General features: G+C 65.6%; 17 protein-coding genes. 11 read left to right on the top strand and 6 right to left on the bottom strand.

Going from position 1 to position 17,713, the window contains the following annotated elements; all coding sequences use genetic code 11:
- Positions 1-113 precede the first annotated feature (113 nt).
- Positions 114-311, bottom strand: coding sequence for a hypothetical protein (locus tag AC3WTC_RS00390; RefSeq protein ID WP_492709975.1), 198 nt, complete (start codon positions 309-311; stop codon positions 114-116).
- 235 nt (positions 312-546) lie between these two features.
- On the opposite strand from AC3WTC_RS00390, the gene AC3WTC_RS00385 reads away from it, so the two are divergent.
- Positions 547-1,599, top strand: a complete 1,053-nt coding sequence (locus AC3WTC_RS00385) for a sensor domain-containing diguanylate cyclase (protein ID WP_492709973.1) — start codon at positions 547-549, stop codon at positions 1,597-1,599.
- Between the two features lie 77 nt (positions 1,600-1,676).
- On the opposite strand, the gene AC3WTC_RS00380 is transcribed toward AC3WTC_RS00385, so the two are convergent.
- A complete protein-coding gene (locus AC3WTC_RS00380) occupies positions 1,677-2,579 on the bottom strand; it encodes a LysR family transcriptional regulator (protein WP_033831088.1) in 903 nt (300 codons plus the stop codon).
- Between the two features lie 109 nt (positions 2,580-2,688).
- Here AC3WTC_RS00380 and AC3WTC_RS00375 point away from each other — a divergent pair, with 109 nt between their 5' ends.
- From AC3WTC_RS00375 to AC3WTC_RS00355, 5 genes are all read left to right on the top strand, one after another.
- Entirely contained in the window at positions 2,689-3,810 is a 1,122-nt protein-coding gene (locus tag AC3WTC_RS00375; RefSeq protein WP_080148783.1) for a 4-oxalomesaconate tautomerase, read from the top strand.
- Positions 3,811-3,885: 75 nt separating this feature from the next.
- A complete protein-coding gene (locus tag AC3WTC_RS00370) occupies positions 3,886-4,947 on the top strand; it encodes an ABC transporter substrate-binding protein (protein ID WP_492709970.1) in 1,062 nt (353 codons plus the stop codon).
- Positions 4,948-4,961: 14 nt separating this feature from the next.
- On the top strand, positions 4,962-5,795 hold the full coding sequence (locus tag AC3WTC_RS00365) for an ABC transporter ATP-binding protein (protein WP_033831085.1): 834 nt from the start codon (positions 4,962-4,964) through the stop codon (positions 5,793-5,795).
- Positions 5,779-6,555 (top strand): ABC transporter permease, encoded by a 777-nt coding sequence (locus AC3WTC_RS00360; protein WP_032974771.1) that lies wholly within the window; start codon positions 5,779-5,781, stop codon positions 6,553-6,555. Before AC3WTC_RS00365 ends, AC3WTC_RS00360 begins: the two co-directional genes overlap by 17 nt.
- Positions 6,556-6,689: 134 nt before the next feature.
- On the top strand, positions 6,690-8,123 hold the full coding sequence (locus tag AC3WTC_RS00355) for an OprO/OprP family phosphate-selective porin (protein ID WP_492709967.1): 1,434 nt from the start codon (positions 6,690-6,692) through the stop codon (positions 8,121-8,123).
- Positions 8,124-8,146: 23 nt separating this feature from the next.
- Here the strand turns inward: AC3WTC_RS00355 and AC3WTC_RS00350 are convergent, their stop codons facing one another.
- Positions 8,147-9,394, bottom strand: a complete 1,248-nt coding sequence (locus AC3WTC_RS00350; RefSeq protein WP_447945082.1) for an arsenic transporter — start codon at positions 9,392-9,394, stop codon at positions 8,147-8,149.
- Positions 9,395-9,911: 517 nt separating this feature from the next.
- Here AC3WTC_RS00350 and AC3WTC_RS00345 point away from each other — a divergent pair.
- Together AC3WTC_RS00345 and AC3WTC_RS00340 are read left to right on the top strand one after the other, a co-directional pair.
- The gene (locus AC3WTC_RS00345) at positions 9,912-10,436 is read left to right on the top strand and encodes a DUF6622 family protein (protein ID WP_492709965.1); all 525 of its coding nucleotides are present in this window, start codon (positions 9,912-9,914) and stop codon (positions 10,434-10,436) included.
- A gap of 335 nt (positions 10,437-10,771) precedes the next feature.
- Positions 10,772-11,263, top strand: coding sequence for a fimbria/pilus outer membrane usher protein (locus AC3WTC_RS00340; RefSeq protein ID WP_425602657.1), 492 nt, complete (start codon positions 10,772-10,774; stop codon positions 11,261-11,263).
- Here the strand turns inward: AC3WTC_RS00340 and AC3WTC_RS00335 are convergent.
- Entirely contained in the window at positions 11,260-11,592 is a 333-nt protein-coding gene (locus AC3WTC_RS00335; protein WP_136638043.1) for a winged helix-turn-helix transcriptional regulator, read from the bottom strand. The genes AC3WTC_RS00340 and AC3WTC_RS00335 overlap by 4 nt on opposite strands.
- 123 nt (positions 11,593-11,715) lie before the next feature.
- On the opposite strand from AC3WTC_RS00335, the gene AC3WTC_RS00330 reads away from it, so the two are divergent.
- Both AC3WTC_RS00330 and AC3WTC_RS00325 read left to right on the top strand, forming a co-directional pair.
- Positions 11,716-12,699 carry an NADPH:quinone reductase gene (locus AC3WTC_RS00330; protein ID WP_140226983.1) on the top strand — a complete coding sequence of 328 codons (984 nt, stop codon included), beginning with the start codon at positions 11,716-11,718 and terminating at the stop codon, positions 12,697-12,699.
- 178 nt (positions 12,700-12,877) lie between these two features.
- A complete protein-coding gene (locus tag AC3WTC_RS00325; protein WP_492709962.1) occupies positions 12,878-15,529 on the top strand; it encodes an excinuclease ABC subunit UvrA in 2,652 nt (883 codons plus the stop codon).
- 26 nt (positions 15,530-15,555) lie between these two features.
- On the opposite strand, the gene AC3WTC_RS00320 is transcribed toward AC3WTC_RS00325, so the two are convergent.
- Complete coding sequence (locus AC3WTC_RS00320; RefSeq protein WP_492709960.1) at positions 15,556-16,032, bottom strand: hypothetical protein; 477 nt, start codon at positions 16,030-16,032, stop codon at positions 15,556-15,558.
- 24 nt (positions 16,033-16,056) lie between these two features.
- Positions 16,057-16,413 carry a hypothetical protein gene (locus AC3WTC_RS00315; RefSeq protein ID WP_442251925.1) on the bottom strand — a complete coding sequence of 119 codons (357 nt, stop codon included), beginning with the start codon at positions 16,411-16,413 and terminating at the stop codon, positions 16,057-16,059.
- Positions 16,414-16,993: 580 nt separating this feature from the next.
- Here AC3WTC_RS00315 and AC3WTC_RS00310 point away from each other — a divergent pair.
- Positions 16,994-17,704, top strand: coding sequence for a hypothetical protein (locus AC3WTC_RS00310; RefSeq protein ID WP_492709958.1), 711 nt, complete (start codon positions 16,994-16,996; stop codon positions 17,702-17,704).
- Positions 17,705-17,713 lie beyond the last annotated feature (9 nt).

Below are 17,713 nucleotides of genomic sequence, written 5' to 3'. Positions count from 1 at the left end.
TGGCCGGCAACACGCGATCCGGCGCGCGCTTACAGCGCGCTCTGCGGGCGCACCTTCAGCAAGGAGGCCCGCCATGTCGCGTGGCACGCACCGTTGGCTTCAATTGGCCGTGCCTACCCGGTCGGATCAGGATCAGGCCGTTCGTAGTCGTCGGGCGCAGCTTTGGGGTCATCACCATCATCGGGCATGTCGTGCTCCTTCCATGTCGCTTTGTCATTCCTGAGCATGTCCGGGGTATGGCTCTTCGACGCATCGTCCACGTCGGCGCCAGGGTTGAAAGGCAGGTCATCCCGCAGCTTCTTCTCGTTCACTGGAGTGTGCTCCTCGGGCGTGTTGACCAGCCTCTGCCACGGGGCGTTAACGCTGCAACACAGGCGGATGAAGGGCTGCCGCACGGCCCATCAACCCATGTGCGCAGCCTCGGCATGCGGCTGCGATGCAGCGCGCCTTGCCTCATTGACCTGTCGTTGACGCACAGATGTCAGACTCGCGCACAAAGGGGTGTCCGGGTGAATTGCAGGGGAGTGATCATCAGGAGAGCTGGCAATGCCGTTCTTCACTGATTCAACAGAAGTCGCCGTCGAGGGCGTCGGTGCAGCCCGGCGCATCGGCTGGATGCGCTTCGTGGGGAACGGCTTGGGCGCGCTTCCGATTGCCTCGGTCATTCTGGAGCGTCAGGCGGATGCTGCCCCCTGGATGCTGCTGTTGCTCAACGCCCTCGCATGGCCGGCGCTGGCGATGCTCCTGACACGTCGCGCCCGCGAACCTGCAGCAGCGCAGTTCCGCTGCATGATCGTCGACTCTCTCTTTGGAGGCGCATGGATCGCCTTCATGGCCCTCAGCACGGTGCCCAGTGCGTTGTTTGCCGCGTTGCTGGTGGCCGACAAGATCGCCGCCGGCGGCATCCGCCTGGCAACGAGGGCAACCCTGGCCCTGGTGGTCGGGTTCGCCGCCACCTGGCTTGCCCTGGGCCTGCCTTATCAACCCATCACCTCGCAGCGCACCGTTGTCCTCAGCCTGCCTTTCCTGTTCGTCTACGGCATCGGGTTGAGCGTGCTGAGCTGGCGGCTGGCGCGCCGGGTGAAATCACAGAATCGCCAACTGCAGCGCCTGAGCCGGATGGATCCGTTGGTGGAGCTGGCCAACCGCGGCTTCCTGATCCAGCGCGCCCAGCAGGTGCTGCAGACGGGGCAGCACCACGGCGGCGACGCGTGCCTGCTGATGCTTGATGTTGATGATTTCAAGCGGATCAATGACTCGCATGGCCATCGTGCCGGCGATGAGGTGCTTCGCCGCATCGCGGTAGTGCTGCGTCAGCTAGCCCAGCCGGGTGACATGCCAGCGCGTCTGGGCGGTGATGAGTTCGCCGTTCTGCTGCGCCAGCGGATACCGGCAGAGGCCATGGATGTGGCCGAGCAGATAAGGCACTACCTGCAGGAGCCGGGTGCCCCTGAAACAGCCGATATCCAGTTCAGCGTCAGTATCGGCATCGCCGCAGCGGCTGGCACGGGCAGCGCGGAGGACTGGCTGGCGAAGGCGGACAAGGCGCTCTATCACGCCAAACGGCACGGCAAGAACACCGCAAGCTACGCCGAGTAATCTGCACCGGGGCCGCTGCACTGCTCATGTGGCTGGAGAGCAGGCTGCCATTACACCCCATACGCACCAGGGCGCGCTCAGTTCTCCACGCGCCATTGGCTCATCAGCATCTGCAGGAACCGCTCTGCGGTGGGCGAGAGCAGGGCACCTCGACGGCGCACGATGCCAATGGTGCGCGACACCACCGGGTTGCCGATCGAACGCGTCACCAGCGTCGGATGATCGCCATCAGGGGTTGCCATTTTCGGCAGCACCGATACCCCGATGCCGGCCTCGACCATGCCCAGCGAAGTGGACAGGTGAGTCACTTCGTAATGCCAGCTCAGCTTGAGGTTCTCGCGCGCCAATGCGCCGTCCAGCAGCGTGCGGTTGCCACTGGTGCGATGCACGGTGATCAGCTGGTGCTCGGCCAGATCAGCCCATTCCACCGTGCGCTTGCGGGCCAGCGGATGATCACGCCGGCATGCCAGCACGAACGGATCCTCGGCCAGCACGTCGAAATCGAGGTTGGGATCATTGGCGCCCATGAAGTTGATGCCGAATTCGACCTCGCCGCGCTCCACCGCCTGCAGGCCCTCGGTGGCCGGAATATCCAGGATGCGGAAACGCACGTTCGGATGCGCCTCGTGGAAGCGCGCCATCACGCTCGGCAGGAAGTAGAACGCCGCCGTGGGCAGGCAGGCGATGGTCACCGTGGCGCCGCGGGTGTCTTCGCGGCCGCGCAGCGAGAACAGCGAGCCATCGAACTCCTCCAGCATGCGCCGCACCAGCGGCAGCAGGTTCTCGCCCACGGCCGTAGTGCTGACACTGCGCGTGGTGCGCTCGAGCAACGGCGAGCCCACGGCCTGCTCAAGCTTCTGGATGCGACGGCTCAGCGCCGGCTGGGAGACGTGCAGGATTTCGGCCGCGCGATGGAAGCTGCGGGTTTCCGATACCAGCAGGAAGGCGCGCAGATCGAGAATCTCGCAATTGATGCTCATCAGGTATCAATCATCCAAAAATCAGCAATTCACAGATCAATTGGGGTCATGCCAGTATCGAATCACAGAGGGGTCATTCATCCCCTATACGCATCAATCTAACACACGTATGTCCAACGATCTGCTCAGCATTCCCTGCGTGCTCATGCGTGGCGGCACCTCCAAGGGCCCCTTCTTCCTGGCCAGCGACCTGCCGGCTGACACCGCCGAACGCGACCGCCTGCTGCTGGAGGTGATGGGTTCGGGCCACCCGCTGCAGATCGACGGCATCGGCGGCGGCAACGCACTGACCAGCAAGGTGGCCATCATCGACCGCTCCAGCCACCCCGATGCCGACGTGGACTATCTGTTCGCCCAGGTGCGGGTGGAACAGCAGGTGGTGGATACCTCGCCCAACTGCGGCAACATGCTGGCGGCGGTGGGCCCGTATGCAATCGAGCGCGGGCTGGTGCAGGCCCAGGACCCGCAGACCGAAGTGCGCGTCCACAACGTCAACACCGGCAAGCTGATCATCGCCACGGTGGAAACGCCGGGCGGCAACGTGGTCTACCGGGGCGACACCCGCATTGCCGGAGCGCCGGGCTCGGCCTCTCCGGTCCGGTTGTCCTTCCTGGATGCGGCAGGCGCACGGACCGGCAAGTTGCTGCCCAGTGGCCATGCGCAGGAAACCATCGACGGCGTGCCGGTCAGCCTGATCGACTGCGCGATGCCGATGATGCTGGTGCACGCTGAGGACCTGGGCGTACGCGGTGATGCGTCACCTGCCGAACTGAATGCGGATGCCGCGTTCATGGCGCGGCTGGAGGCGTTGCGTATCGAGGCCGGCGCCCGAATGGGCATCGCCGACGCCGGCAGCAAGGTCATTCCCAAGCCGGTGCTGCTGTCCGCACCGCAACATGGCGGGCAGCTGCAGGTGCGCTATTTCATGCCACACCAGTGCCACACCGCGCTGGCCATTACCGGCGCGGTGGGCATCGCGACCGCCGCCGTCACCTCGGGCACGTTGGCCCACACTTTGGTCGGGTGCCTGCCGCTGCCCGGCAGCATTACCCTCGAACATCCGAGTGGGGCCCTGGAGGTGGGCCTCAGTCGCAGCGCGGACGACGCGCCGGTGATCGCCAGCGTGGTGCGCACCGCACGTCGTCTGTTTGAAGGTCGTGTGTTCGCCACGTCGCCCGCGCCCGCCAGGGCCAGTGCTACCCAAGCCCGCCAATGGACGTCAGCGGCATGATCTGAAACCGGTCGGGCCGGCACGGCTGTGCTTGCCCGCCACCACAACGTAGATGCTTCACTCCTGGGAGGGATGATGTACAAGCAGTTCTTCATGGCCGCGCTGTGCGCGGTCGGCCTGGCCGCGGCCGGATGCAGCAAGCCGGACGCCGGTGCGGCCGGTGGTCCCGCACGCGGCGGCGACAATGCCCCGGTGCGCATCAGCGTCGGTTCCTACAACCTCAACAACCTGCCGTTCTTCATCGCCGACGCCAAGGGCTATTTCAAGGACGTCGGCCTGGAAGTGAAGACCGAGAACTTCGCCCAGGGCGGTTCGAAAGTACTGCAGGCGCTGGTTGCCAACTCCACCGACGTGGCCGTCGGCTTCTACGACCACACCATCCAGATGCAGGCCAAGGGCAAGGACGTAGTCGCCTTCGTACTGCTCTCGCGCAATTCCGGCCTGGTGATGGCCGGCCGCGAAGACGCCACGTTCGATCCGGCGCGCCCGCAGACCATCAAGGGCCAGAAGGTCGGCATCACCGCACCGGGCTCCTCGTCCGACTTCTTCGTTCGCCATTTCCTGGCCCAGCATGACATCCCGGTCGACAGCATCTCGCTGATCGGCGTGGGTTCCGGTGCCGCTGCGGTCGCCGCGCTGGAGCAGGGCAAGATCGACCTGCTGGTGAACTACGATCCTGCCGCCACCCTGATCACCGAACGCAAGGTGGGGAAGATCATTCTCGACGCACGCAGTGATGACGGCGCACGACAGGTCTATGGCGGCCTGTACCCGACCTCGGTGATGTACGCCAACCAGAGCTTCCTGGACAAGCGCCCGGAAGCGGCCGAAAAGATCGCCCGTGCCGAGCAGATGGCGCTGAAGTTCATCGCCGACAACAGCGCCGAGGACATCGTCGCAGCCCTGCCTGACAGCTATGTCTCCGGCGACCGCGCCACCTATGCCCGCGCCGTGGAGAACGCCCGCGCGATCTTCACCACCGATGGCCACTTCATCGCGGCCGACCTGGAAACGCCACTGAAGGTGCTGCGCGAATTCAACACGGATGTGGCCAAGGCCAACATCGATCTGTCCAGGACCTACACCAATGCCTTCGTCGAGCGTGCCCACGCTGCGGCGCCGGCAGCCCAACGTTAAGCGGAGGTAACCCCATGGCCCTCAATGCCACCGTGCGCCAGCTCAATGGCGCGCCACAGCTGGAGCCTGCACAGACCATGGTCGCCATCAACAAGGTGACCATGTCCTTCGGCGAATTCACCGCCGTGCGTGACGTCGACATCCAGGTGGGCGACGGCGAGTTCCTCGCCATCGTCGGCCCCACCGGCTGCGGCAAGAGCACCATCCTCAACTCCGTGGCGGGGCTGCTCACGCCATCGTCCGGCGAGGTGGCCATCGACGGGCGCAAGGTCAGCGGCGTGCAGGAATCTGTCGGCTACCTGTTCCAGCAGGATGCGCTGCTGCCATGGAAAACCGCGTACCAGAACGTCGAACTGGGCCTGCGCTTTCGTGGCGTGCCCGAAGCCGAGCGCAAGGCCAAGGCCAATGCCTGGCTGGCCAAGGTCGGCCTTGCCGGCTTCGAGCATCGCTACCCGCACCAGCTGTCCGGCGGACAGCGCAAGCGCGTGCAGATGGCACAGGCGTTGATCGTCGAACCGAAGGTGATCCTGATGGATGAGCCGTTCTCGGCGCTGGACATCCACACCCGTCACCTGATGCAGAACGAACTGCTGCGGCTGTGGCAGGAGGACCGGCGCTCGGTGATCCTCATCACCCATGACCTGGAAGAGGCCATCGCGCTGGGTGACCGCGTGGTGGTGCTGTCCTCCGGCCCCGCCAGCCGCGTCGTGCGCAGCTTCGACGTGGGCCTGGAACGGCCGCGCAACGTGGCCGAAATCAAGCTGGACGAACGATTCACCGACCTGTACCGCGACATCTGGGCCTGCCTGCGCGGCGAAGTGGAGAAGAGCTATGCACGCCAAGACTGACAAATTCATCCAGCTGGCCCTGGTGGTCGCCGTATTCGGCGGCTGGGAAGGCGGCATCGCGCTGGGCGTGATCGATCCGTTCTTCTTCCCCTCGCCAACGGCAATCGTGCAGCAGGCCTGGACCTGGCTGTCCGACACCTCGTTCTACCAGCACGTCTACATCACCCTGACCGAAACCGCGCTGGGCTACATCATCGGCACCGGGCTGGGCGTGGCCGGTGGCGTGTGGCTTGGCCTGAGCCGACGCTCGGCACGCATCCTGGACCCGTTCATCAAGGGCTTCAACGCGATTCCGCGTGTGGTGCTGGCACCGATCTTCGTGCTGTGGCTGGGCCTTGGGCTGTGGTCGAAGGTGGCGCTGGCGGTCACGCTGGTGTTTTTCACCACGTTCTTCAACGCCATGCAGGGCGTGCGTGAAGTGAACCCGGTGGTGCTGGCCAACGCACGCATCCTGGGGGCGGGCCGCAGCGATCTGCTGCGTCACGTGTACTTCCCGGCGGCGGCCAGCTGGATCCTGTCCTCGCTGCGCACGTCCGTCGGTTTCGCGGTGGTCGGTGCGATCATCGGCGAGTACCTCGGTGCCTCGGCAGGGCTGGGCTACCTGATTGCCCAGGCCGAGGGCAACTTCAATGCCGTGGGCGTGTTCGCCGGCATCATCATCCTGGCCGCCTTCGTGCTGGTCATCGACGCACTGCTGGATGTGGTCGAGAACAAGCTGATCACCTGGCGCCCGAACGCGCAGACGCAGGCCACCAGCTGAGCGCGGCCGCCTGAGCCCGCTTGCCGCGCCGCCGGACTGATCCGGCGGCGCGCGCCTCCTTCCCCGATCTTCCCCCGCACCACCGCAACAGGCCAGCGCCAGGCCAGGGGGCCGGCTGGCCGGAGAGAGAGACCATGAACCATTCCACCGTGCTGCCGCCGGCAGCGCTGTCGGTCGCGCTCGGCCTGCTGTTGGCCAGTGGCCATGCCGGCGCTCAGTCCACTTCGTCACCGCCTGCACCATTGAGCCAGGCCGAGCTCTCGCAACTGGTGCAGCAGCAGGCCGTGCAGATCCAGCAGTTGGAGGCGCGCCTGCGCGCTGTCGAAGGCGGGCAGGGCCCTGCAGCGGTACCGGCGGCAACGCCCGCCGCTACGCTGGAAACCCGGGTCGCCGCGCTGGAATCGGGCCAGTCCAAACAGCCCAAGGTGTCCTGGTCCAAGGGGGCGCCGGAGTTCAGCAGCGCCGACGGCAACGCAGCCTTCCGGCCACGCGGCCGCCTGTTCGTCGACGCATCCAGTACCGACGGGTCCTCGGTGAGCGACCGCAACCTGTCCGGTACCGAAATCCGTTCGGTGCGCCTGGGCGCCGAAGGGCGTTACGGCATTCTGGGCTGGGCCGTCGAAGGCGATTTCGCCGACAACGACGTGGCCTGGAAGTCGGTCTATGCCACTGTCGATCACCGCCTGTTCGGCCTGCCTGCCGATCTTACCGTCGGCAACCGCCTCAATGACCGCGGCATCGATGGTTCCAGCAGCACCTCCAACACGCCCTTCCAGGACCGCAATGTCGTGGGCACCTTGATGCTGCCGCAGCGCGGGCTGTTCGGAGTCGGCCTTACCGAGCGGGTGTATGGCAAGGGCTGGCACGCCAGCCTCTCGGTGGCGGGCAATGACCTCAACAACGCAGGTACCGACAACGACAGCCAGACCTGGGCCACGCGCGTGCACTGGAATCCCATCGAGAGTTCCGCCGCGACGGTGCACCTGGGCGCATGGGCCTTCCACGAGGAGATCGCCGCCGGTGCCAGCAGCGTGGTGCGCAGCTCGGCCATCGCCGGGCATTTCAACGATCTGGTCAAGATCACGCCGGGCACGCTGCTCGGCGCCGAGCGCAGCACCGCCTATGGCGCGGAGCTGGCGGGCTTCTTCGGCCCGGCATGGGCGACGGGCGAATGGGGCACCCGCAACCTGCGCGGTGCCGATGCCAGCGGTCGCTACGACCTCGACCACCAGGCCTGGGCTGTCTCGGCCGGCTGGTTCCTGGCCGGTGCCATGCCAGCCTATTCGGGCAAGGCCGGCACCTGGAGCCGGGTGAAGGTGGCCGACCCGGTCACACGCGGCGGCAGGGGCGCGTGGGAGCTGAAGGCGCGCTATGAAGACGTGGATTACGCCGAACTGCCCAGCGGCGGTACCGGCCATGCGTGGACGCTGGGCACGAACTGGTACCTCAACGATTTCAGCCGCGTGATGTTCGAGGCCATCCGCTGGCAGACCGACAACCGCAGCGGTACCGGGCCGGGCAGGGACGAAGGCACCACCTTCAATACCCGTTTGCAGGTGGCGTTCTAGGCAAATACTGCGCCCGCGCCAGATCAGAGCAGCAGCAACGCCCCGATCAGCGCGGGCGGCATCACCAGCGCGCCGACACGCAGGAAGTCGAGCGCGCTGACATGCTCGCCTTCGCGGCGCAGCGCCACCAGCCACAGCATGGTAGCCAGCGAGCCGGTCACCGACAGGTTCGGGCCCAGGTCCACGCCGATCAGCAACGCCGCGCGCGTCTGCGCCGGCAGCTCGGCCATCTGGCCCAGCGAGCCCGCAGCCAGGCCCACCGGCAGATTGTTGGCCACGTTGCTGAGCAGTGCGGCTGCGCCTCCGGCCAGCCAGCCCGCCTGGTGCGGCGAGGTCTGCGCCAGCGCCTGCAGGTTGCTGGCCGCTGTCTGGATGACACCGGTCTGCGAAACCGCTTCAACCAGCACGAACAGGCCGGCCACCAGCGGCAGCACGCCCCAAGAGACGTGGCGCAACAGCGGCAGCGGGCTGCGGCGCTGGCGGATCGCCACCACCGCTACGCTCAGCGCGCCCGCACAGAACGTTGTCAGGCCCAATGGGCCGTTCAGTGCGGAGGTCACCAGCAGCACGGTGCCGGTGAACAACACGCCCAGCGCACTCAGGCGGCCACCCTCGGTAAGCGGGCGATGCTCGGGCGACGCTGCCAACGGCTGTGCGATCTCGCGGCGATGCACCCAGCGCAGCACCAGATACGTGGCACCGATCGCGGCCAGCGACGGCAGCGCGAACTGCGCCAGCCACTGCAGCAGCGGCGGCATGTGGTTGCCATACACCACCAGGTTGGCCGGGTTGGAAATAGGCAGCACGAAGCTCGCCGCATTGGCGATGAACGCACAGACAAACAGATAGGGCAGGGGGTTGGCGCGGGCCGCCTTGCACGCCGCATAGACCGCCGGCGTCAGCACCACCGCCGTGGCATCGTTGGACAGGAACACCGTCACCACCGTGCCGACCAGGAACACCAGGTCGAACAACCGCCGCCCCGAGCCGCCCGCATGCCGTACCGCATACAGCGCCAGCCAGTCGAACAGGCCCTCGCGCCGCGCCAGCTCGGCCAGCACCATCATGCCGACCAGGAACAGATAGACATCCCGCCCTTCGGCAACCGCGTGCCAGGTCGTGCCGAGCGACACCGCCCCAAGCAGCGGAAGCAGCGCGGCCGCGCCCAGCGCCCACACGTACTCCGGAATGCGGAACGGCCGGAACAGCAGGCCGACGGTGGCAACGGCCACGGCCGCCCAGATGATGAAGGGGGAACAGGAAGCGAGCATGGAGTGGGTGGGGTCTCAGCTGCACCGGCGCGTAGCCAACAGCAACGCGCGCTACAGCGATGGCAAGTGCGAGAAAGTCGGCATCATACCGTGCCGGCTGCAGCGCCGGCCCCGCCAGCAAAGGGCCGTATCAGAACCCGGCGTGCGCCCGATTGAAGGCGCATGCCATTCACCGTGACGCGTCACGGTAATGCCGATTCCGGACATCCGCATCGCAAGGGTGGTGCCGGCCGCTGGCCGGCAAGACGCCAAGTGGTGCCGCCTCGGCTACGATTCGGTGAGCGGCACAACGCCGGTGGAGCAGGGGTGCAATCGACATGCGGACAGGAACCGAATTCGATTCATCCGTTCGCTGGTCACGGTGACACGATAGGACACGCGTACATCGCCGAGCGCCGCGCAGAGGACGGGGTGCAGGCTGTATCGCTGACACCTGTCACTTGTCCGTGCAATGCGTACCGCCAATAGTGAGCGCCACCGCCGCCTGCCTGGCCGGCACTCACCGAAAGGACCTCCCGTGAACCTGCTGCAGCAACTTCTCTGGCAGACCCCCATCTGGGTCTGGGTGCTTCTGGCGTTCCTGGTCTCGCGCGGCATCGCGGCCATGCGGCCGGGGCAGACCTCGCTGCGGAAGCTGACCATCGTGCCGGCGCTGTTCAGCGTCTGGGGCATCTGGTCGATCAGCCACCGCTATGGCGGCTCGCCGGTGGCGTGGGGCGAATGGCTGGCCGGCATCTGCGCGGGCGCAGCAGTGGGCTGCCTGCTGCTGCGCCGGGCAACGCTGACCGTGGACGCCTCCACGGGCACGCTGTGGCGCAGTGCCGACTACAGCCTGCTGCCACTGCTGCTGGTCACGTTCGTCATCAAGTACGGTTTTGAAACGGCGCTGGCCGTGGCGCCCGGCCTGAGCAGCAACGCAGGTTTCAGCGCCGCCTATCTCCTGCTGTCTGGCGGATTCACCGGCATCTTCATCGGCAAGTACTGCCGGTATCTGGCGGCGTCGCGCGGGGCAACGCCCAGCGGGATGCAGCCTGCGGGCTGAGTCCAGTCCAGGATGGGGGCGGTGCACGCGCCCTCACCCTGTTCACCCTGCAGCGGCAAGAATAGGCCACGGCTTGGGCGGGAGCCGTCCACACTGGACTATTCGCTTCGCGCTCAGTTCAAAGACGCCTCAAGGAGTGCCCATCCCCGGTTGGAAACCCGCGCCGCTTTGGCAGGGATTGGAGTGCGTTATCGAGGCTGTCCGTCGATTTCACTAGTAGGTCAGCTTCCGGAAACCAACCTGCGTCGAAACCTCGTCTTCGCATTCCACCACGAAGGCAACCGCGTCATGAGGAAGATGCAGGCGCTGCCGAAGCGCCTTCCCGCCGTAATCGAATGCCCTCACAGCGAGGAGATAGTTGGGGTGCGAGGCGTCCAACTCGACACAGGCAAGGCACGCCAGCCCATACCACGTTCCATCCACTCCCTTTCCGGCATAGCACTTGCTGGATGTGGACAGCGGATCAAGTATCACCAGGCGATTGGATCGTCCGCAGCCGCCAATCGTTGTCCAGGTATGGCAATGGCCCTTCGCGCTTCGACCAGATCGAGGCCTATGCCCAACGCACTCTGATTGGCTCCAAGCAGGTGCTTCAGCTCGGCGAGCTGTCGGTCAGCAATCCGTTGTTCTCGGGCGCTCCGATTACGGGCATGCAGCTGCTGCCCGAGGAAGCACTGCAACAAGGCTCTTCCAGCGTGGAGGTGCAGCGCATGCTGAAGCCCCGATGCAGGCCATTCCATCGGATCCGTACGAACGTGTCTAGGCGTAATGACGCAGGTGTGGCGATTCGAGCGGGTTGTGCGCCCACGACGTGCCGCAGCGGCTAACCGTCCCTGCTGGCCAGATAGCGTTCTCCCCACAACTTCATTGCTTCCAGTGTTGGCGCCAGTGTGGTGCCCAGCGGCGTCAACGTGTATTCAACACGCGGCGGAACTTCTGCAAACACTTCGCGCCGGACGATGCCGCTTGCCTCAAGCTCGCGCAGCTGCAAGGTAAGCGAGCGCTGGGTCACGCCGCCGATCAGCTTTCGCAGTTCCCCAAACCGTTTGGTGCCGCTCAGCAGGTAGTGAACGATCAACGGCTTCCACTTCCCGCCGGCGATCTCGACAGTCACTTCTACGGCACACCGGTAATCCGAAGGCAGGCCAGCGGGCATCATCACTCCAATAGGATACTTTGTATCCCTATATATACAAAGTGTGCCTGGTTGTAAATTTGCCACTGGCCTCTGATAGTGCTGGCCCGGAAGGGAGCCCCTTCGCAATCAGAGAGAAGACGCATGAGAGCTGCGTATTACGACCGCCAAGGCCCGGCTGATGAGGTGCTCTGCGTTGCAGAGCTGCCCACCCCACAACCGGGGCCAGGTGAAGTCCGGGTGCGGATGCACATGTCCGGGCTCAATCCCACAGACCTCAAGGCCCGCACAGGGTTCTCCGCGCCGATGCCCTTTCCACGAATCATTCCCCACCAGGACGGTGCCGGTGTCATCGATGCGGTGGGCGACCCGGAAGAGGCGGGCCGTATAGGGCAGCGCGTGTGGATCTATGAAGCCCAGTACGGCAGGGCGAGCGGAACGGCTGCAGCGTTCGTGGTCGTGCCCGCTGGGCACGCCGTGCCGCTGCCTGGCGATGTCTCTTTCGAGGTGGGTGCATCGCTGGGTATTCCGGCACTGACGGCGCATCGCTGTCTCTTCGCGGATGGCGACATCAACGGCCGAAGGGTGTTGGTGCAAGGCGGGGCAGGCGTGGTCGGCACCGCCGCCATCCTGCTGGCAAAGTGGGCGGGCGCCTGGGTCGCGGCCACGGTCATGAATGCCGAGCAGGCAATCATTGCCAGGGCGGCCGGAGCGGATCTGGTGCTGGACCGTCTGAATGACGATGTCGCCGGCGCGATCAACACCCATACCCGGGGCGCGGGCGTGGATCGCATCGTAGAGGTCAATGTGCAGGCAAATCTCGACCTTGACCTGGCATGTCTCGCCTCTGGCGGCGTCATCAGCGCTTATGCGGCCGCGCAGGCAACCGATGAGCTTTCCCTGCCACTGTTGCGTGCCATGGTGCACGGATGCGTGCTCCGCTTCGTGTACATCTATTCGGTCCCCCAGGAAGCGAAGATCCACGCGATCAGGGACATCACTGCGTGCCTTGTCAGTGGCGCCTATTCGCCCCATGTCGGTTTGAAGGTGGATCTGCAGAAGATCGCTGAAGCGCACCAGGCACTTGAAGCTGGAACCGTGATGGGGAAGGTTCTCATCGCCATCTGAGCGATACGTTCGCCGCCACGCGCCCCTTGCAGTCGGCGGGTGAATGCGGCTTGCGGGTCATTTGCATGCCCCCAGGGTGGGGCTGCACGTCCCCTCACCACATTCACCTCGCAGCAGCGAAAATGCGTCCTTGGGCGCGCTCCAGGGCGCACCGATCACTGCCTGCAGGAACGCAACGATGTCCAACAACCCTTTCGGTGAATCCTCATGCGCGGCCGCAGCCAACGGTTGCGTGGAGGTGCGCGGCGCGCGCGAGCACAACCTCAAGAATGTCGATGTCTCGATCCCGCGCAATGCACTGGTGGTGTTCTCCGGGGTGTCGGGTTCGGGCAAGTCGTCGTTGGCCTTCGGTACCGTCTTCGCTGAGGCGCAGCGGCGCTACTTCGAGTCCGTAGCGCCATACGCGCGGCGCCTGATTGACCAAGCGGGCGTACCCGATGTGGATGCCATCGACGGGCTGCCGCCTGCGGTTGCCCTGCAGCAGCAGCGCGGCGCCAGCAATGCACGTTCCTCGGTGGGCAGTGTCACCACGCTGTCCAGCCTGGTGCGCATGATGTATTCGCGCGCCGGAGCTTACCCGGCCAACCAGCCCATGCTGTACGCCGAGGACTTCTCGCCCAATACGCCGCAGGGCGCCTGCAGCACCTGCCACGGCCTGGGGCATGTGTACGAGGTGACCGAAGCGCTGATGGTGCCGGACCCGTCGCTGAGCATCCGTGAACGCGCCATCGCCTCCTGGCCACCGGCATGGCATGGCCAGAACCTGCGCGACATCCTGGTCACGCTGGGCTACGACATCGACGTGCCGTGGAAGAAGCTGCCGAAGAAGGACCGCGACTGGATCCTGTTCACCGAGGAAATGCCAACCGTGCCGGTCTATGCCGGCTTCACGCCCGCAGAGACCCGCGCCGCGCTGAAGCGCAAGCTGGAACCCAGCTACATGGGTACCTATACCGGTGCGCGTCGTTACGTGCTGCACACCTTTGCCAACACCCAGAGCGCGCTGATGCGCAAGCGCGTTTCGCGCTACATGGAAGGCAGGTTGTGCCCGGCCTGCCACGGAAAGCGCCTGAAGCCGGAAGCGCTTTCGGTCACCTTTGCCGGCGTGGATATCGGTGAGTTCATGCGGCTGCCACTGGACCAGTTGGCGGGCCTGCTGGAGCCCATCGCGCAGGGTGATTTCAGCGCGCACAGCCGCGGCGCGCGTGCCAGCGGCAGCGCCACGAAACGCGATCGCACGCAGCGGGCTGCAAGCGGCCGCCCTGTCCATGCTGGAGCCCCCGACGTGCGGCTGACCTCGGCCCTGTCGGAAGAGAAGCGCTTGGCCGCGCAGCGGCTGGCAGGCGGCGTCATGGCGCGTGTACACCAGCTGCGAGGCCTGGGCCTGGGGTACCTCTCGCTGGATCGCGCCACGCCAACATTGTCGGCCGGCGAACTGCAGCGCCTGCGGCTGGCCACGCAGCTCAGCTCGTTGCTGTTTGGCGTGCTGTACGTGCTCGACGAACCCTCGGCCGGCCTGCACCCCGCCGACAGCCAGGCGCTGTACGACGCGCTGGACCGGCTGCGCGACGGCGGAAACTCGGTGTTCGTTGTCGAGCACGACCTGGAGCTGATGCGCCGCGCGCAGTGGCTGGTGGATGTTGGTCCGGAAGCGGGTGAGCACGGCGGGCGCGTTCTCTACAGTGGCGAGCCCGACGGCCTGCGCAAGATCCAGGAATCGCGCACGGCGCGGTATTTGTTCGACCAGGTGCCCGCGGCCGCCAGCCGGCAGCGCACCGCCAGCAGCTGGCTGGAACTGAAGGGCATCCACCGGCACAACCTGCAGGGTGTGGATGCGCAGGTGCCACTGGGGCTGCTGACCGCAGTGACCGGCATTTCGGGGTCGGGCAAATCCAGCCTGATGGCGCAGGCACTGCCCGAGCTGGTGCTGCTGCACCTGGGGCATGAGCCCGAGGACAACAGCGCCGAGAGTGCGCCCACCGACGCGCCGACCGTGATCGAAGCGACCCGGGGCCGGTTGGCTGGCGATGCGGACGCCATCCAGCGGGTAGTGCAGGTGGACCAGAAGCCCATCGGCCGCACCCCACGCTCCAACCTGGCCACCTATACCGGCCTGTTCGACCACGTGCGCAAGCTGTTCGCCGCTACGCCCGCCGCGCGCCGTCGGCGTTTCGATGCCGGCCGTTTCTCGTTCAACGTGGCCAAGGGCCGATGCGAGACCTGCGAAGGCGAAGGTTTCGTCAGCGTCGAACTGCTGTTCATGCCCAGCGTCTATGCGCCGTGCCCCACCTGCCACGGCGCGCGTTACAACGAGGCCACGCTGAAGGTGCTGTGGAATGAGCGCAACATCGCCGAGGTCCTGCAGATGACGGTGGACCAAGCGCACGCGTTCTTCATCGAGGAAGAAGCCATTGCCCGCCCGCTGCAACTGCTGCAGGAGATCGGCCTGGGCTATCTGAGGCTGGGCCAGCCGGCCACGGAGCTTTCAGGCGGTGAAGCCCAGCGCATCAAGCTGGCCACCGAGCTGCAGCGGAGCCAGCGCGGGCGCACGCTTTACGTACTGGACGAACCCACCACCGGCCTGCATGCATCGGACGCGGACAGGCTGCTGGTGCAGCTACAGCGACTGGTGGACGCGGGCAATACGGTGGTGATGATTGAACATGACATGCGCGCGGTCGTGCAGGCGGACTGGGTGATTGACGTCGGGCCTGGCGCAGGCGCTGCGGGCGGCACCATCGTCGCGAAGGGAACGCCGCAGCAGGTGGCGCGCGCCAAGGGCAGCAGGACGGCGCCGTTCCTTGCGCGCGAGCTGGGGCAGGGTGGGTGAGGCGGGGCGTCGCCGAGGTTGTATTCCTACTTCCGCACGCCACACCGCTCATCCTCAGGCACATCGCCAGCAAGCGTCAGTAGCAGCCGGTCCTGCAGCGTAGGTTCCTGCACGCCAGACAGGACCTGCTCCAGATAGGTCAACGGCACCAGTGACCATTGCAGCGTGGCCTGCAGGGGGTAGATCGCAGGCGCCCGTTGCTCGGTACCCAGCGCAACCCGGATCAGCAGAAGCGGCGGCTGCCTCTCCACGTGCAGCACCGGCACACCCTTGCACTGGATCTGGAAGGACGCCGAAGCGGGCGTCCCCTCCAGGAACGCGAAGCCCTCCCGCGCCCGCGCCTCTGCGAATCGAAGCGCGTGGCGTCGCAGCGTCCAGAACGTCTCATCGGGAACGCTGCGGTACGCGAGCACTTCCGGCTCAACAGGCTCTGGCAAATGCATCTGTACGGTAACGACCAGCGCCAGAAAGAGCACCCACATCACCCCGTGGCGCACCTTCATTTCAGGCCCCACCGAAGTGATCCTTCACTCTGCCGGCTGCAGCCGTTCGCTTGCGTGCGCTGCCAGCCCAAGGCCGGCCATGATCAGCCCTTCCATCACCCGGTCGCCGACGTACTGCTCCGGCTCACCATTCTGGCGGGTGCGTTCTGCCGCCAGCAGCACCTCCAGCACCACGCGCAGGCCTGTCAGCGAGCAGTCGGCATCGGCCAGCGCCATCTGCCGGCCACGCAGCTGATGCCGCTCTGGCCAGGGCTGGCCGTTGGCGGCCACGCCCGAGCCGATGCTGTGCAGTAGCGCGATGAGGGTGTTGGGGTCCACGGTAGGCCCGGCCGAGGGCGCCTCGTGGATGGGCTGTGGGGCAGGGGAGTAGGGCGTGGTCATGGCTGGGCTCCTTGCGTGCAGGCAGAAGCCGCCACCGATAAAGGTGGCGGACGATGCGTGGCTCGAAAACCGGAACACGACTCAGCCCGGGTGGGCGCAAGGCCCCCACGCACCGCCCGCCATAGCCGGCAGACGGATTGCCAGCCGGCACCCCCTTGGCAGTGGTGCCGGCTGGCAAGCGTAAACAACGGTCGTGTTACCGGGATTTTCGAGACCCCGACCACCGGTTCTCGGTGGCGTGGCTAGGAATACGCCCGGTTGCACGAGGTGCCAATACAGTAAGGGCAATGCCGTCACCGGATTCGACGTTTTCAGAATCGTTGTATGGCAGGGAAGGGCGCTGGAGGCTTGGCGTGCAAGGGCTGTGGGTGGTGCCGATTGGTCTGCATCTAATGTGCCGGTACCGACATGCTCAGGATAGGAGTGGGGCAGACGCGACAAAGGGATGGACGGGTCGAACCCTCGATGTCCCTTCAGGGGAACCCTGGTTCGCTGCAATCAGATTGCACTGCGTGGCTGACGCCGCGCTCCACGCCATGGCACTATCCGGGATGCGTCAGGGGCGCTTGATGGGGGGTACATGGAAAGTACGCAGAAAAGACTAACGATGGCCGATGTGGCTGGCTGGGGTTCGGCTGTCGTCACGTTTGGCCTGATTCAAGGCGCGCTCTATCTGAAGGCGTACTGGGGCCACTTTGGCCTTGATCCCTTTCAGTTTGTTGCCGTGAGCGAACTGGCGCTGGCTGGCCTGGCAGGCATCGGCATGGTGTTGTTTCTGATGCTGGTGGCCTTGCTGTTTGGCGGCTGGGTGGAGACGAAGGTGACGAGCGGCAGCGCCAAAAGCAAGCTGTTCGCATGGCTGTTTCCGATACTTTTCTTCACTGGCCTGGGGCTGCTGCTCTGGTGGTCGAACTCGTGGCCTCTTCTGATAGGGCTTCTTCTGACGATCATCTGTGCGCTGATCGTGCAGCTTTCGCCGGTGGTGCCCGCAGCGGTGAAAGGTTCCCCGTGGCTGATCTATGCCCTGGTGATGCTGGTCTACGTTTCGATAGTGTCAATCACGCTTGGTTCCGAGCGTGCCGGGACGATCTCCTCTGGGGGTGGCAAGCACGTGGCAGCTGCGACCATTGATGGAGAGGTGCAGGGTGGCCTTGGGCTGATTGGTCGTCTTGGTGATTCCTATGCGCTGTGGGACCCGGCGCGGAAGGCTGCTGTGCTCGTGCCTGTTGGCGATGTTGGAAGGTTGGAGATTGTGCGAAAGGGTGTGATGCCAGCTCCAGCTGCGGAATAGGGCTGGGTT

It is taken from the genome of Stenotrophomonas sp. FW305-C-20-S1 (assembly GCF_058783335.1).
This window is presented reverse-complemented; position numbering and strand designations above follow the sequence as displayed.